A 14,351-nucleotide genomic window follows, 5' to 3' on the forward strand; every position below is an offset into this window, starting at 1 on the left:
TGCCGCGCTCCTCACCATGAGGGTCCCGGACCTCATCCTGAGGAGGCGCGTAGCGCCGTCTCGAAGGATGAAGCCACATACTCAGACTTAACTCACCCGGACCGCCGATGGCCTTTTATGTCGTACAGTTTCTGACCGGTCTCGCCAGCGCAGCGTCGCTGTTTCTGGTGGCCTCGGGTCTGTCGATCATCTTCGGCGTGACGCGGATCGTGAATTTCGCGCATGGCGCCTTCTACATGATTGGCGCCTATGTCGCCTTCACGCTCACCGAGCGCCTGGCGGGGACTTTCGGCTTCTGGGGCGGCATCGTCATCGCCGCGTTTGCCGTGGCCATCATCGGCGTCATCGTCGAGATGGTGCTGCTGCGGCGGATCTATCACGCGCCGGAACTGTTCCAGCTGCTCGCGACCTTCGGCCTGACCCTGATGGTCGAGGATCTCGTGGTGCTGATCTGGGGGCCCGACGATCTCGTCGGCCGCCGCGCGCCGGGCTTTCGCGGCGCGATCGATTTCTTCGGACAGAACATTCCGAGCTACGATCTGTTCCTGATCGTGCTCGGGCCGGTCGTGCTCGGTATCCTCTGGCTCTTGTTCCAGCGCACGCGTTGGGGCGTGCTGGTGCGTGCGGCGACGCAGGATCGTGACATGGTCGCAGCGCTCGGCGTGAACCAGAAGTGGCTGTTCACATCCGTGTTCGCGGTCGGCGTCTTTCTCGCGGCGCTTGGCGGCGCGCTCCAGATCCCGCGCGATGCGGTGCATCACGCCATGGATCTGCGCATCATCGTCGAGGTCTTCGTCGTGGTCGTGATCGGCGGTCTCGGCAGCATCGTTGGCGCCTTCGTGGCCGCCGTGCTTGTCTCGGAGCTCAACGCCTTCGGCATTCTGATCTTTCCGAAGATCTCCATCATCCTGGTCTTCCTGGTGATGGCGGTGGTGCTGATCGTTCGGCCCTGGGGCCTGTTCGGCAAGCCGGAGGCGGCCGCGCGCAAGACGCCGGGCCTCACCGTCAATCCCTGGCGGCCGCTGACGTCCAACGAGCGGCTTGCCGCGCTTGCTGCGCTCGTCGTCGCGGCGACGCTGCCGCTGTTTGCCGGAAACTATGTCCTTACAGTCGGCTCGGAGATCGCGATCTTCGTCATCTTTGCCGTCAGCCTGCACTTCCTGATGTCGGTCGGCGGGCTGGCGTCGTTCGGCCACGCCGCCTATTTCGGCCTCGGCGCTTACGGCGTCGCCTTCCTCGCCAAGATGGCGGGGCTGCCGATGATCGTCTGCCTGCTGCTCGGGCCGCTGCTCGGCTGCATGGGGGCGGCCGTGTTCGGCTTCTTCGCGGTGCAGCTCTCCGGCGTCTACTTCGCGATGCTGACGCTCGCCTTTGCGCAGATCGTCTGGTCGATCGCGTTCCAGTGGGTGAGCGTAACCGGCGGCGACAACGGCATTCTCGGCGTGTGGCCGGAGAAATGGGCGGCAAGCCCGTCGAATTTCTATTGGCTGGCACTCGGCGTCGCAGCGCTCGTCACGATCGCGCTGCGGGCCATGGTGTTCTCGCCGTTCGGCTACGCGCTGCGGGCCACGCGCGACTCGCTGCTGCGCACGGAAGCGATCGGCATCAACGCCAAGCGCATCCAGTGGACGGCGTTCGTGATCGCGGGCACCACCGCCGGCATCGGCGGCGCGCTGTTCGCCTATCTCAAGGGCAGCGTCTTCCCTGATAATCTCGGCATCTCGCTGTCGGTCGATGCGCTGGTCATGGTGCTGCTCGGCGGCGTCGAGACGGTGTCGGGCGCTGTGATCGGCGCCATCGTCTACAAGGCGCTCAGCATCTGGCTGATCAGCCAGACCGATCTGTCGAAGCTCGTGCTCGGCGGCTTCATCATGCTGATCGTCGTCGTCTTCCCCAAGGGCGTCGTCGGCATGCTGGAGATGCTGGCGCAACGCCGCAGGAAAGCGTCGCCGCCGGGGTCGCCTCTCATTGCCAAGCCGATCGAGTCTGCCGAATGAGCGTCGCACCCCCACTGCTTGCGGTCGAAGGCCTGACCAAATCCTATGGCGGCATTCATGCCGTGCGCGGCGTCTCGTTCTCGCTGCGCGCCGGCGAAATCCTGGCGCTGATCGGCCCGAACGGCGCGGGAAAAAGCACTTGTTTCGACATGCTCAACGGCCAGAACAAGCCTGACTCCGGTCATGTCCGTCTCCTCGGTGAGGAGACGACGGGCAAGAAGCCACGCGAGATCTGGCGGATGGGCGTCGGGCGTACCTTTCAGATCACCGCGACCTTTGCCACCATGACGGTCCGGGAGAACGTGCAGGTCGCGCTGATCTCGCACGGCAAGCAATTGTTCAATCTCTACGGCTCGGCGCCGAATTTCGATCGCGGCGAGGCCGGCCGGCTGCTCGAACTGGTCGGCATGGGCGGATACGCGGATCGTCCCTGCGGTGAACTCGCCTATGGCGACCTCAAGCGGCTCGAACTCGCGGTGGCGTTGGCGAACCAACCGAAGCTCTTGCTGATGGACGAGCCGACCGCCGGCATGGCGCCGCGCGAGCGCGTCGATCTGATGCGGCTGACCGCGCAGATCGCGCGGGAAAAATCGATCGGCGTGCTCTTCACCGAACACGACATGGACGTGGTGTTCGAGCATGCCGATCGCATCATCGTGCTGAATCGGGGCTCGCTGATCGCCGAGGGCTCGCCGGCCGAGGTGCGCAGCAATCCGCAGGTGCAGGCGGTCTATCTCGGGGAAGGCCTGCTTTACGATGCCGAGCATCGCGAGGGAGCCTCGGCATGAAGCTGTCCGTCGAGGGGCTCAACAGTCATTATGGCCCGGCGCATATCCTGTTCGACATCGGCTTCGAGGTCGGCGAGGGCGAAGTGGTCGCGCTGCTCGGGCGCAATGGCGCCGGCAAGTCGACGACCTTCCGCTCGATCGTCGGGCTCGTGGCGCAACGGACCGGGCGCATCATGTTCGAGGGCAAGGACGTCTCGGTGAGTCCGACGCATGAGATCGTGCGCGGGGGGCTCGGTTACGTCCCGGAGGAGCGTCGCATCTTCACGGATTTGACGGTGGAGGAGAATCTCGAAGTCGGCCGCCAGCCGAAGCGGCCGAATGCGCCGCACTGGACCCGCGAAAAGCTGTTCGCGCTGTTTCCCAATCTCGGCGAGATGAAGGGCCGTCCCGGTGGCCGCATGAGCGGCGGCGAGCAGCAGATGCTCACCATCGCGCGCACGCTGATGGGCAATCCGTCGCTGGTGCTGCTGGACGAGCCGTCGGAGGGCCTGTCACCGAAGATCGTGGAGCAGATGGTCGATGCCATCCTGACCATGAAGAAGGAGGGCGTCAGCATCGTCGTCTCCGAGCAAAATCTGCACTTCGCGCGGCTGATCTCGGATCGCGCCTACATCATCGAGCGCGGCCGCATCTGTTTCGGCGGCACCATGGCCGAGCTCGATTCGCGTCCGGATATCCGCGACGCGCATTTGTCGTTGTGAAGGAAGGGGCTGCGAGCGGATGGCGAGAAGCGTTGCGGTGAAGAAGGGCGTCAAGCCGGCCAAATCGCCTAACAAGTCGTCCTATGTGCTCGACGAGCAGGTCGGCTTCATCCTGCGCCAGGTCTGGCAGCGCCATAGCGCGATCTTCTCCCGCGAGATCGGCACCAACATCACGCCGACGCAATGGGCGGCCCTGTCGAAGCTCGCCGAGACCGGCGCATGCTCCCAGAACCAGCTCGGGCGTCTCACCGCCATGGATGTCGCGACCATCAAGGGCGTGATCGACCGGCTGACGGCGCGCGGCCTCACCGAGACCAGCCAGGATCCCGAGGACGGGCGGCGGCTGCTGGTCAGCCTGACGCGCGCCGGTCAGCAGCTTGCGGAGAAGGTCGCGCCGAATGCGCTCGCCATCACCCGTGAGACGCTTGCGCCGCTCGAGGCCAAAGAGCGCGAGATGCTGATGGCGCTGCTGAACAAGCTGCGGTGAAGACGGTCTCGTAGGGTGGGCAAAGCGCAGCGTGCCCACGATTTTCTCAATCAGGAAAAAGATCGTGGGCACGGCGCTTCGCGCCTTTGCCCACCCTACGGCACCTGTTGAACATGCTGCAGTATCGGGCGACTAATCTCGATGAAGGTTTATCGAGGTTTTTCGTCATGAGAGCGGCGACGCGGTTTGCGATGGTTTTGAGTCTTGGCGCTGCGTTCGCGGGCGAGTGCGCTCCCGCCTTGGCCGCACAGCCCTATGAAGGTTTCTGGGCGTCGACCAAGAAGGATTGCCGCGACCAAGACAGCGCCAACCGCATGAGCATCGAAGGCGGCAACCGCCTCTATTGGTACGAGACGCGGTGCCGGGCCAGCGAGATCACCGCTGACGGCAAGCTCGGCTGGAAAATGAAGCTCGCCTGTGAAGGCGAGGGCGAGAAATTCAGGTCCAATCCCCGGGTGTCCATCGCTGCGGACGGCAAGCTCGTGATGGAGAACGGCTTGGTCGGACGTGACAAGCGTCAGACCTATGTGCGTTGTGAGATCGCGAAGAAGCGCTGATCCCTTACGTCTTGCCGAACCACTTGGCGCGGTAGCGGATTTCGCTGCCATCGCCGAGCCGCCGCCACGTGCCGAATTCCGGCGTATGCGGCGCGCGGGCGCTCAAATCGATCGGATAGATCCGGCTCGGCTGGCCCTGGATGGTGACGGCGAGCTGCCGGTGCGAGGTGCGAAACGCCAGCTCGACCTCGCCGGCGATGACGGGCTGGTCGCCGTCGCGATAGAAAGCGGCGGGCGTGACTTCGCCCGGCATGGTGTTGAGGTCGGTCTGCAATTCGATGGTGATGCTCTGCGCCGATGTCGGCACGGCTACGCCGGCCGGAAAGCGAACCTCGAAGACGAGCAGGGGAGTGGCGCCGTTCCGGTTGAGCCAGGGCGTGGCGGTCGCATAGGCGAGCGCAATGTAGATGCCGATACCGGTGACGCAGAGCAGGACGACGACGCCGAGCGACTTCAGGCTGTTGCGCGTGACGTTGCCATTGCCATTGCTTGCATCCTTGCCCGAACGCGTCACCAGCCAGCTGGCAAAGACCACGCCGGCGATCGCGCCGATGGGGCAGTAGACGAACAGCGCCAACAGACCGGACGTGATCGGGTCGGCGCGGTTGCCGAAATCGAGCAGGGAGAACAGCACAAAGGTCGCGATATAGCCCGCCACCGCGCCGGCAACGCCGGCGGCAATCCGCGACGAATTCTTCATGTCGTCCTCGATGGTCCAGCAATGAACTGCCGCCGCCGAGGGCTGCCTGCGTTAGACGCAGCAGGCAGCAGACTTGTTCAATGCTTCCAGGGAGACAGGCGGAGCCGCGAGCCGCTCCGGCTGCGTCACTTCGCCACCACCTCCGGCACCCGGCCGGCCGGCGGCGTGTTGCGGCTGCGCTGGGTGCGCACGATGCCGTCGATGATGGTCATGCCGATGCCGGGGAGGTCGCCGAGCTGGACGCTGTCCAGAATGGTCTTGCCGGCCGAGTGCTGCGCCTTGTCCATGACGACGAAATCGGCGGAGCGGCCGACCTCGATCAGGCCGCAATCGAGCTGACGCATCCGCGCGGTGTTGCCGGTGGCGAGACAAAACGCGAGCTCGGCCGGCAGATCGCCGAGCGAGGACAGCATCGAGACCATCCGCAGAATGCCGAGCGGCTGCACGCCGGAGCCGGCGGGCGCGTCGGTGCCGAGGATCACGCGATGCAGATCGTTCATCTCGCGCGCGATGCGCAGCGTGAACAGGGCCGAGCGCTCATTGCCGTTGTGCACGATCTCAAGGCCGCGCTTGCAGCCCTCGCAGATGCAGCGGATCTGGTCGTCGGGGAGCGCGGTGTGGCCGCCGTTGATGTGGCCGATCACGTCGGTGTCGGCCTCCAGCACCACGTCCTTATCGATCAGGCCGGAGCCGGGGATCGAGGGGCCGCCGGTGTGGATCGTGCTCTGGATGCCGTATTTGCGGGCCCAGCCGACCATCTTGCGCGCGGTCGGGCCGTCCTTGACGCCGCCGAGACCGACTTCGCCGAGCAGCTTGACGCCGGCCGCGGCCAGCTCCTTGAAATCCTCCTCGACCATCTCGCATTCGATGACGGGTGCGCCGGCGTGAACCTTCACGCCGCCCGGGCGCAAATTCCAGAATGCGCGCTGGGCGAAGATCGCCATCGCCTTGAGCCCGACGACGTCGCGGGGGCGGCCGGGCATGTGCACCTCGCCGGCGGAGATCATGGTGGTGACGCCGCCGTGCAGGTTGCTGTCGATCCAGCCGATCTGGTTCTGGCGGGGCGTCCAGTCGCCCGCGACCGGGTGGACGTGGCTGTCGATCAGGCCCGGCGCCACCGTGGTGCCGTTGGCCTCGACGATCGTGGTGGCGTCGTCGGTGTTGACGTCCTTGAAGCGGCCGATCGCGGTGATCTTGCCGTTCTCCGCGACGATGGTGTCGCCGTCCAGGATCGGCTTTTCCAGCGCGCCGGACAGGATCAGGCCGATATTCCGGATCACGAGCTTCGAGGGTCCGGTGGCCTGGGGTGCGTCATGCGCCATGGAATGGGTCCTTATCCTGAACTGCAACGCTCACGATCTTGGGCAGCCTTGACCCCGGGAGCAAGCGGGATTATTCATTAGTATACGAATGATCGTGTACAAACGACGCATAGCTGCCCGCCTCGGAACCGCATTGGAAGCGACAGGGAAGGTGAGATGAGCAATTTCAATCAGGAAAGCGTTTTGAGCGTCCACCACTGGACCGACACGCTGTTCTCCTTCAAGACCACCCGCAGCCCGACCTTCCGTTTCCGCAACGGCGAATTCACCATGATCGGGCTCAAGGTCGGCGAGAAACCGCTGCTGCGGGCCTACAGCGTCGCCAGCGCCAATTACGAGGACACCCTCGAATTCTTCTCGATCAAGGTGCCGGACGGTCCGCTGACCTCGCGTCTCCAGCATCTCAAGCAAGGCGACGAGATCATCGTCAGCCGCAAGGCCACCGGCACGCTGGTGATCGACAATCTCGAAGAGGGCCGCAACCTCTACCTGATCGGCACCGGCACGGGCCTGGCGCCGTTCCTGAGCGTGATCAAGGACCCCGAGACCTACGAGCGGTTCGAGAAGGTGGTGCTGCTGCACGGCTGCCGGCACGTGAAGGAGCTCGCCTATGGCGAGATGATCACCGAGCATCTGCCGAACGACGAGTTGCTCGGCGACTGCATTCGCGCTCAGCTGGTCTATTATCCGACCGTGACCCGCGATCCCTTCCGCAACCGCGGCCGCATCACCGACCTCATCACGTCCGGCAAGCTGTTTGCCGATATCGGCCTCCCAGGGCTGGAAGCGGCCCACGACCGCGTCATGATCTGCGGCAGTCCGGCGCTGGTCGCGGACACCCGCTCGCTCCTGGGCGAGCGCGGCTTCGTCGAGGGCAACCACGGCGAGCCGGCCCAGTTCGTGGTCGAAAAGGCCTTCGCGGAACGCTGATTGCGTCAGAAGACCGTATTTTCGCCGTCGGGCGGGCGTTGCGGCGCCGAATCGGCGCGCGATACACTGTGGGAGCGAATCAGCGGAGTTCCCACATGGTTGCGGACAGCGACAGCAACATCGCCTGGCACCGGGTCCAGTTGAAGAAGAACCGCGCCGAGTTGAAGGCGCTCGAGACCGCGCGCTTCACGATGGGCGAGATCGCGTCCTCGAAGCGTGACGGCCAGACCCAGAAATCGATCGGGGAACTCAAGCGCAAGATCGCGCAGTCCGAGCGCGTGATCGCCGATCACGACAAGCGCACGCGCCGTCCGCTCGGCACCGACGTGCAGAGCCTCAGCACTGGCAGCTGGAGCCACTGGGACTCCTACACGCAGCAGCAGCGCAAGACAGGCCAGCGCCCGCCGGGGCGCGGCTAGCTCTCTGACGAGAGTTCCGGCCCTTGCAGAGGCTGCGTCGCATCCCATCTGGGCGCCAGCAACCATCCCGGTGATCCCCATGGCACCGCGCCTCGATTTCACCAGCGAGGCCTTTTTTCGCGATCCGCCCAGGGCCATCGCCGCTTTGCGCGCGCAGGGCCCCGTGGTCGCGACGCGCTTTCCCCTCGTTGGCAACGTCTGGGTCACCACGACCCACGACGCCACCGTGCAGGTGCTGAAGGACGGCTCGACCTTCACGTTGCGCAAGGAGGGCGGCGAGCTCGCGAGCGTTCGCTGGTGGATGCCAAAGCTCGTCACCACCATCGCCAACAACATGCTGACCATGGACGAGCCGGATCACACGCGGCTGCGCAGCATCGTCGATGAAGCCTTTCGCCGCCGCGCCATCGTCGCGATGGAGCCGCGTATCCGCGCCATCGCGGATGATCTCGCGGCGAGGCTGTTCGAGCATGGGAACCCGGCCGACCTGGTCGAGCGCTACGCGCGCATCCTGCCGCTGTCGGTTATCTCCGAGCTTCTCGGCCTGCCCATGGCCGATCGCCCGAGATTCATCGCCTGGGCCAATGCGATGTCCTCGCTGACGAATGTCGCGAGCTTTGTCCGCCTGCTGTTCGCGCTGCGCAAGATGCGGCGTTACCTCGAAGGGCAGTTGCAGGTCGCGCGTGAGCAGGGCGGCGAAGGCCTGATCGCGGAGCTGGTCCAGGTCGAGCGCGAGGGCGGCCAGATCACGCCGGACGAGATGGTAGCGATGGTGTTCCTGTTGCTGGCGGCGGGCTCCGATACGACAACGCATCTCATCAGCGGTTCGGTCTACGAGCTGCTGAGGAATCCGGGTTTGCGCGACTGGCTGGAGGAGGACTGGAGCCGCGCCGGGCTCGCAGTGGAGGAGTTTTTGCGGTTCGTCTCGCCGGTGCAATTCTCAAAGCCGCGCTATGTGCGGCGGGACATCGAGCTGGAAGGCGTGCGGCTGAAGAAGGGCGACCGCGTCATGGTAATGCTCGCCGCGGCGAACGTGGACCCGGCGGTGCACGACCAGCCCGAGCGGCTCGATCTCGAGCGCAAGCCGAACCGCCATATGTCCTTCGGCACGGGCATCCATTTCTGCCTGGGTCATCAGCTCGCGCGCATCGAGGCGATTTGCGCGCTTCAGGCCCTGTTCACGCGCTGGCCGCGGTTGGGCCTTGCGGTCGATGCCTCGGAGATTCACTGGCGCAAGAGGCCGGGGATTCGCATGATTGCGAAATTGCCCGTTATTGACGGTCAGCCCGTCGATTTGCCCGATGCTGCAATGTCGCGCTCCCAGCCGAACACGGAGCGGCCGTCGAGATCGGGCGACGCCGCGCGCTCACCGGCGACGTAGGCCTCGACCGACGGCCCGTGCGCAGTGCGTTCCAGCCGCCGCGCCTGGTCGTCGAGGCGCTTGATCGCCTGCATCTCTTCCTCGCGCCCAAGCTTGGCGTTCTGGACCGCGTCTTTCAGGACGCGGATGGTTTCGTCATAGACCTTGATCGGGACGGGGTAGGGATGGCGGTCCTTGCCGCCATGGGCGAGCGAGAAGCGCGCGGGATCGTTGAAGCGATAGGGCGCGCCGTGCACGACCTCGGCGACCATCGCGAGCGAGCGCACGGTGCGCGCACCGACACCGGGCGTCAGCAGCAATTCCGGAAAGTCGACGGGGCCGCGTTCGGCAGCTGCGGCGAGGGTGCCGTGCAGGCGCCGCGCGAACACGTCCTTCGGCCGGACATCGTGATGCCCGGGCATGATCAGATGCGGCAGCATCGCCTGCGTCGGCTCGGCTGCGGTTCCGGTGAGCCGCTCGAATTCGGTGAGGATGCGATCGGGGCCGAGATTGGAGAGCAGCTCGAGCTGCGCATTGCGCGAGACATCGGCGCGATGGTCGGTGAGATTGACGATCTCGCCCTGCTGGGGCCCGTCGATCGCGCTGTGCGGCGTATCGACAAAACTCTTCAGTGCCTCGGAATGCCAGTGATAGCGGCGAGCCTGCCGCTTGTCGCCGTTCATGCCCTGCTGCACCACCGTCCATTTCGCGTCGGCGGTGACGAAGAAGCCGTGCAAATAGAGATCAAAACCGTCCTGCACGGCGGCGCTGTCGACCTTGGCCACGAGGCGGCTGGCGCGGGTCAGGCTGGCGCCGTCAAAACCGACGCGGTCGCCGAGCTGCAACAGCTCGTCCGGTGTCTTGCGCGAATGCTGGCCGCGGCCGCCGCAGACATAGATGCCGAGCTCGTCCTGGAGCGGGCCGAGCCCGCGCTTCAGCGCGCCGATCACGGACGTCGTGATCCCGGAGGAGTGCCAGTCCATCCCCATCACGGCGCCGAACGACTGGAACCAGAACGGATGCGAGAGCCGCTGAAGGAACGCATCACGGCCGTAATGATGCACGATCGCCTGCGTGACGATGGCGCCGAGCGAAGCCATGCGGCTCGCGAGCCAAGGCGGAACCCGGCCGGAATGCAGGGGAAGATCAGCGCTGCCGGTTCGTCGAGTCATGATTGCCCAGAAATAGCGCAGTTCGGCGCCGGTTGCACCAGAGGGATGCTGCGTTGCACTGAGCGCGGGAGCGAAGCGCGGCGGAATGCGTTGGCGAGAGGCGAATGCAACCGGGGACATGAATGAACTGGCAGGCTCTTATGGCCGACATCGAGAAGATGTTCGGATGGATACCGTCATGGATTATCGGTCTCGGCCTCGTCGCCGGAGCGATTCTACTTGCGCTGTCGTTGTATCGCCTCGCGGTCTGGCTGTTCAACCGCACCGTCGGAACCCGGCTGCCGCTCCTGAGCGTGTTCGTCGAGCGCACATCGGGCCCGGCACAGCTCGCATTGTGTCTTGCCGCCGTTGCGCTGGTGCTGCCGCTGGCGCCGCTGGACAATGCGTTCCGCACGCCGCTGACGAACCTGTTCGTCGTCGCCTTCATCGCGCTGATCGGCTGGATCTCGATCCGCATCGTCGATATGAGCGCGGCGCGCTATTTGCAGAATTTTCGTGACGTCACCGAAAATTTCGTCGCGCGCAAGCATGTCACGCAGGTGCGCGTGTTCAAGCGCGTCACCGACATCATCATCGTCATCATCACGGTCTCGACCGCCTTGATGACATTCGACTCGGTGAGGCAATACGGCGTCAGCCTGTTCGCCTCCGCCGGTGCCGCCGGTATCATCGTCGGTCTCGCCGCGCGACCGCTGCTCAGCAATCTGATCGCCGGCTTGCAGATCGCCATTACCCAGCCGATCCGGATCGAGGATGCGGTGATTATCGAGAACGAGTGGGGCTGGGTCGAGGACATCGCCGCGACTTATGTGGTGATCCGGCTGTGGGACTGGCGCCGCATGGTGGTGCCGCTGTCCTATTTCATCGAAAAGCCGTTCCAGAACTGGACCCGCGACACGGCATCACTGATTGGCGTGATTGCGTTTCATGTCGATTATCGCGCCGACGTCCCGCGCATCCGGCGCTGGCTGGCGGAGGCGGTGAAGGAGTCGGAGCTCTGGGATGGCGCGGTGGTCAATCTCCAGGTGATCGACGCGGACTCGCGCACCATCGAGCTTCGCGCGCTGGTCAGCGCGCGGAATGCGCCGCAATCCTGGGACCTGCGCTGCGAGATGCGCGAGAGGCTGATCGCCTTCATCCGCGACGAGATGCCGGAAGCCCTGCCACGCGAGCGCGCGATCCTGATCCCGCAGGGTGGCGGTGATGACAGCGAGTTTCTGCAGCGTCGCGCGCCGGAGAAGATGCGGGCGAACGCCCCCAACTGATCGAAACGGTCGTTACTGGGCCTTGGTCGTGCCGCGAAGGCCTGCCTGCTGCTGGATCTTATCCAGCGCGCCGGAGGACTGCTCTTCCGACACGAAACGGTTGAGCAGGGGCAGGGCGTCCTCGCGCCCCTTGGGGATCGCGATGGCCATGTGCTCGGCGCCCCAATTGCCGTCGAGGATCTTCGCCCCCTGCATCTGGTCGGACATCTCGAACAGCGTCGGCTTGTTGGTGGCGTAGAGATCGATCTCACCGCGGCCGAACATGGCGACGGCAAGCTTGACGCTTTCGACGGGAACGATGGTTGCGTTCTTGAATTTTGTCGGCAGCGTGCGCTCCGAGGTCGAGCCCTTGGTGACGCCGATTTTTACGCCCGGCTTGTCGATATCCTCGACCTTGCCGATCGGCGAGTTCGCCGGCACCAGAAAGCCGAGCTCGATCGCCAGCACGGGCTGGGTAAAGCTGACGTCGTTGGCGCGGGCCGGCGTGGCATTGGTCACGGTGAAGTCGACCTGGCCGTCATGGATCGCGGTGACGATGTCGGCGACGCGCTGAAACCTGACATAGTCGATGGGAACGCCGAGCCGTTTTGCCAGCTCGCCACCGAGATCATAAGCGAGGCCGTGCGGCTTGCCCGCTGCATCCGTCACCATCGAGGTCGGGCTGCCCGGATAGATGCCGACGCGCAGGGTGCCGCTCGGCGCCAGCAGCCTGGCTTCGCCATCGGCGCGCGCGGGCGCGCCGATGAGGCTGATGAGTGCAACCGCGAGCAGGGCGGTGCGCGCGAAATGTCCGGAAGAGGTTCTCATGTGAAGTGCCTCCTCACTGCGCGCGGATGTCGGCGGCCTTCAGCACCGGCTCCCATTTGGTCGCCTCGGCGCGCATATAGGCATCAAAGTCCTTGGAGGACGAGCCGAGCGGAGCAGCGCCGATCTTGCCGAGCGTCGACAGCACGTTGGCATCCTGCAACGCCGCCTTCAGATCGGTTTCGATCTTAGCGACGATCTCCGGCGGCATCTTGGCCGGACCGAGAACGCCCCACCAGACAGAGACGTCGTAGCCGGGGACGCCTGATTCCGCGACGGTCGGAACGTTCGGCAGCGCCTTGGAGCGTTCGGCCGAGGTCACCGCGAGTGCGCGCACCGGGCCGCCTTCGATCTGGCTGATCGCCTCCGCAAGCGGATTGATGCTGAGCGGGATGTCGCCCGCGATCACGGCGGTCAGCGCCGGCGCACCGCCCTTGTAGGGGATCGCGACGATCTTGGTGCCGGACATGTGCTTCAACAGCTCGCCGGCGAGATGTGCCGAGGTGCCGTTGCCCGACATGCCGTAGGAGAGCTTGTCCGGATCCTTCTTTGCGGCAGCGAGGAGATCGCCGAGCGTCTTGTAGGGGCTGTCCTTGGCCACGACGATCGCGAGCGGCGAGGAGGCGACTTCGGTGATCGCGGTGAAATCCTTGAACGTGTCGTAGGGTACGCTCGGATAGATGAACTGGTTGAGCGGGTGGCCGCTCGCGACCAGGATCAGCGTGTAGCCGTCGGGCGCGGCCTGCGTCAGCGCCTGCGAGGCGACGATGCCGCCGGCGCCGGGACGGTTGTCGATCACGGGCTGCTGGCCCCAATTCTTCGCCAGCGCCTGGGCCAACGTGCGCGCGAGGACGTCGACCGCGCCACCGGCGGCATAGGGCACGAGGATGTGAACCGGCTTGCTTGGATAATTGTCGGCGGCCTGTGCCGTGCCCCCGGCCAGCAACAGTCCGGCACCCAGCATCAAACGGCCGATTGTCTTGTTCAAACCCAGCATTCCCAGCACTCCTGTTGGGCATTCGCCTTCTAGCAGCGGTCTCTCGGCCGCCCCGGACGTCGCCCATGGTTTTTGTTGACGAGACCTGATCTTTTGTACGATAGTACAAATCACATGGTACGCAAGCCCACCAGCAAGGAAACGGTCCGCAAGCCGAACATGCGCGAGGCGATCCTCGTCGCGGCCGAGGAGCTGTTCGCCACCAACGGCTTCAATGCCGTTTCGGTCCGCGATATCGCGCAGGCGGCAGGCGCCAATCCCGGCAGCGTCACCTATCATTTCAAGACCAAGGACGGCCTGCTGCTGGAGATCTACCGGCGCCATTGCGGGCCGATGAACCTCCGCCGTTCCGAGTTGCTCGCCGCCGCCAAGCGCGTGCGCGATCTTCAGGACCGGCTGGAAGCGGTGGTGCGGGCCTATGTGGCACCGGCCTTCACGTCGGGCAGCGATCTCGCAGGCGGAGGCGCGCGTTTCACGCGGCTGCGCGCGGTGATGTCGGCGGAAGGCAACGAGGTCGCGCGAAAAATTATCGCGCAGACCTTTGACGACACCAGTCACGCCTTCATCGATGCGATCCACGAGAGCCTGCCGCATGTTCCGCGTACCGACATCGTCTGGCGCAGCCACTTCCTGCTCGGCGCACTCTATTATTCGCTGGTGACGCCGGATCGCGTCTCGCGGCTGTCGCGCGGCGAGGCCGACGGCAGCGATGCCGCCAGCGCCATCGAGCAATTGGTGCAGGCCACCGTGGCCGCGTTCCAGGCGCCGGCGCTCGATCAGGCCGCGCCGGCGAAGCGGCGGGTTGTCGTGAGCAGCAAGACTTGAAAGAAGCGGTCTCGCTCGGCGGTTCCC

General features: G+C 65.2%; 15 protein-coding genes. 10 read left to right on the plus strand and 5 right to left on the minus strand.

Annotation, left to right across the window (positions count from 1 at the left end; translation table 11 throughout):
- The first annotated feature begins 107 nt into the window (after positions 1-107).
- The 5 genes from AB7532_RS13875 (at position 108) to AB7532_RS13895 (ending at position 4,530) form a co-directional block, all read left to right on the plus strand.
- Positions 108-1,997 (plus strand): ABC transporter permease, encoded by a 1,890-nt coding sequence (locus tag AB7532_RS13875; RefSeq protein WP_441235343.1) that lies wholly within the window; start codon positions 108-110, stop codon positions 1,995-1,997.
- Positions 1,994-2,785 carry an ABC transporter ATP-binding protein gene (locus AB7532_RS13880; protein ID WP_441235344.1) on the plus strand — a complete coding sequence of 264 codons (792 nt, stop codon included), beginning with the start codon at positions 1,994-1,996 and terminating at the stop codon, positions 2,783-2,785. The genes AB7532_RS13875 and AB7532_RS13880 overlap by 4 nt, the downstream gene beginning before the upstream one ends.
- A complete protein-coding gene (locus tag AB7532_RS13885; protein WP_441235345.1) occupies positions 2,782-3,486 on the plus strand; it encodes an ABC transporter ATP-binding protein in 705 nt (234 codons plus the stop codon). Before AB7532_RS13880 ends, AB7532_RS13885 begins: the two co-directional genes overlap by 4 nt.
- A gap of 19 nt (positions 3,487-3,505) precedes the next feature.
- The gene (locus AB7532_RS13890; RefSeq protein WP_441235346.1) at positions 3,506-3,973 is read left to right on the plus strand and encodes a MarR family winged helix-turn-helix transcriptional regulator; all 468 of its coding nucleotides are present in this window, start codon (positions 3,506-3,508) and stop codon (positions 3,971-3,973) included.
- Between the two features lie 167 nt (positions 3,974-4,140).
- Positions 4,141-4,530 carry a hypothetical protein gene (locus AB7532_RS13895; protein ID WP_441239269.1) on the plus strand — a complete coding sequence of 130 codons (390 nt, stop codon included), beginning with the start codon at positions 4,141-4,143 and terminating at the stop codon, positions 4,528-4,530.
- Between the two features lie 4 nt (positions 4,531-4,534).
- Here AB7532_RS13895 and AB7532_RS13900 read toward each other — a convergent pair whose 3' ends face one another.
- Together AB7532_RS13900 and AB7532_RS13905 are read right to left on the minus strand one after the other, a co-directional pair.
- Positions 4,535-5,230, minus strand: coding sequence for a hypothetical protein (locus tag AB7532_RS13900; protein WP_441235347.1), 696 nt, complete (start codon positions 5,228-5,230; stop codon positions 4,535-4,537).
- Between the two features lie 125 nt (positions 5,231-5,355).
- The gene (locus AB7532_RS13905; RefSeq protein ID WP_441235348.1) at positions 5,356-6,552 is read right to left on the minus strand and encodes an amidohydrolase family protein; all 1,197 of its coding nucleotides are present in this window, start codon (positions 6,550-6,552) and stop codon (positions 5,356-5,358) included.
- A gap of 156 nt (positions 6,553-6,708) precedes the next feature.
- Between AB7532_RS13905 and AB7532_RS13910 the strand changes: the two genes are divergently transcribed.
- The 3 genes from AB7532_RS13910 (at position 6,709) to AB7532_RS13920 (ending at position 9,282) form a co-directional block, all read left to right on the plus strand.
- Complete coding sequence (locus AB7532_RS13910; RefSeq protein WP_441235349.1) at positions 6,709-7,482, plus strand: ferredoxin--NADP reductase; 774 nt, start codon at positions 6,709-6,711, stop codon at positions 7,480-7,482.
- Positions 7,483-7,577: 95 nt separating this feature from the next.
- Entirely contained in the window at positions 7,578-7,901 is a 324-nt protein-coding gene (locus tag AB7532_RS13915) for a hypothetical protein (RefSeq protein WP_441235350.1), read from the plus strand.
- Between the two features lie 79 nt (positions 7,902-7,980).
- Positions 7,981-9,282 carry a cytochrome P450 gene (locus AB7532_RS13920; RefSeq protein WP_441235351.1) on the plus strand — a complete coding sequence of 434 codons (1,302 nt, stop codon included), beginning with the start codon at positions 7,981-7,983 and terminating at the stop codon, positions 9,280-9,282.
- Here AB7532_RS13920 and AB7532_RS13925 read toward each other — a convergent pair.
- The gene (locus AB7532_RS13925; protein WP_441235352.1) at positions 9,183-10,433 is read right to left on the minus strand and encodes a DUF763 domain-containing protein; all 1,251 of its coding nucleotides are present in this window, start codon (positions 10,431-10,433) and stop codon (positions 9,183-9,185) included. The genes AB7532_RS13920 and AB7532_RS13925 overlap by 100 nt on opposite strands.
- 122 nt (positions 10,434-10,555) lie before the next feature.
- On the opposite strand from AB7532_RS13925, the gene AB7532_RS13930 reads away from it, so the two are divergent.
- Positions 10,556-11,698: a mechanosensitive ion channel family protein gene (locus AB7532_RS13930; RefSeq protein WP_441235353.1), complete on the plus strand. Its 1,143-nt coding sequence runs from the start codon at positions 10,556-10,558 to the stop codon at positions 11,696-11,698.
- A 12-nt stretch (positions 11,699-11,710) separates the two neighbouring features.
- Here the strand turns inward: AB7532_RS13930 and AB7532_RS13935 are convergent, their stop codons facing one another.
- On the minus strand, positions 11,711-12,505 hold the full coding sequence (locus AB7532_RS13935) for an ABC transporter substrate-binding protein (protein ID WP_441235354.1): 795 nt from the start codon (positions 12,503-12,505) through the stop codon (positions 11,711-11,713).
- Positions 12,506-12,518: 13 nt separating this feature from the next.
- Entirely contained in the window at positions 12,519-13,499 is a 981-nt protein-coding gene (locus tag AB7532_RS13940; protein ID WP_441235355.1) for a tripartite tricarboxylate transporter substrate binding protein, read from the minus strand.
- 114 nt (positions 13,500-13,613) lie between these two features.
- Here AB7532_RS13940 and AB7532_RS13945 point away from each other — a divergent pair, with 114 nt between their 5' ends.
- Positions 13,614-14,324 carry a TetR/AcrR family transcriptional regulator gene (locus tag AB7532_RS13945; RefSeq protein WP_441235356.1) on the plus strand — a complete coding sequence of 237 codons (711 nt, stop codon included), beginning with the start codon at positions 13,614-13,616 and terminating at the stop codon, positions 14,322-14,324.
- The last annotated feature ends 27 nt before the right edge of the window (positions 14,325-14,351 follow it).

It is taken from the genome of Bradyrhizobium sp. 930_D9_N1_4 (assembly GCF_052076015.1).
Lineage (GTDB): Bacteria > Pseudomonadota > Alphaproteobacteria > Rhizobiales > Xanthobacteraceae > Bradyrhizobium.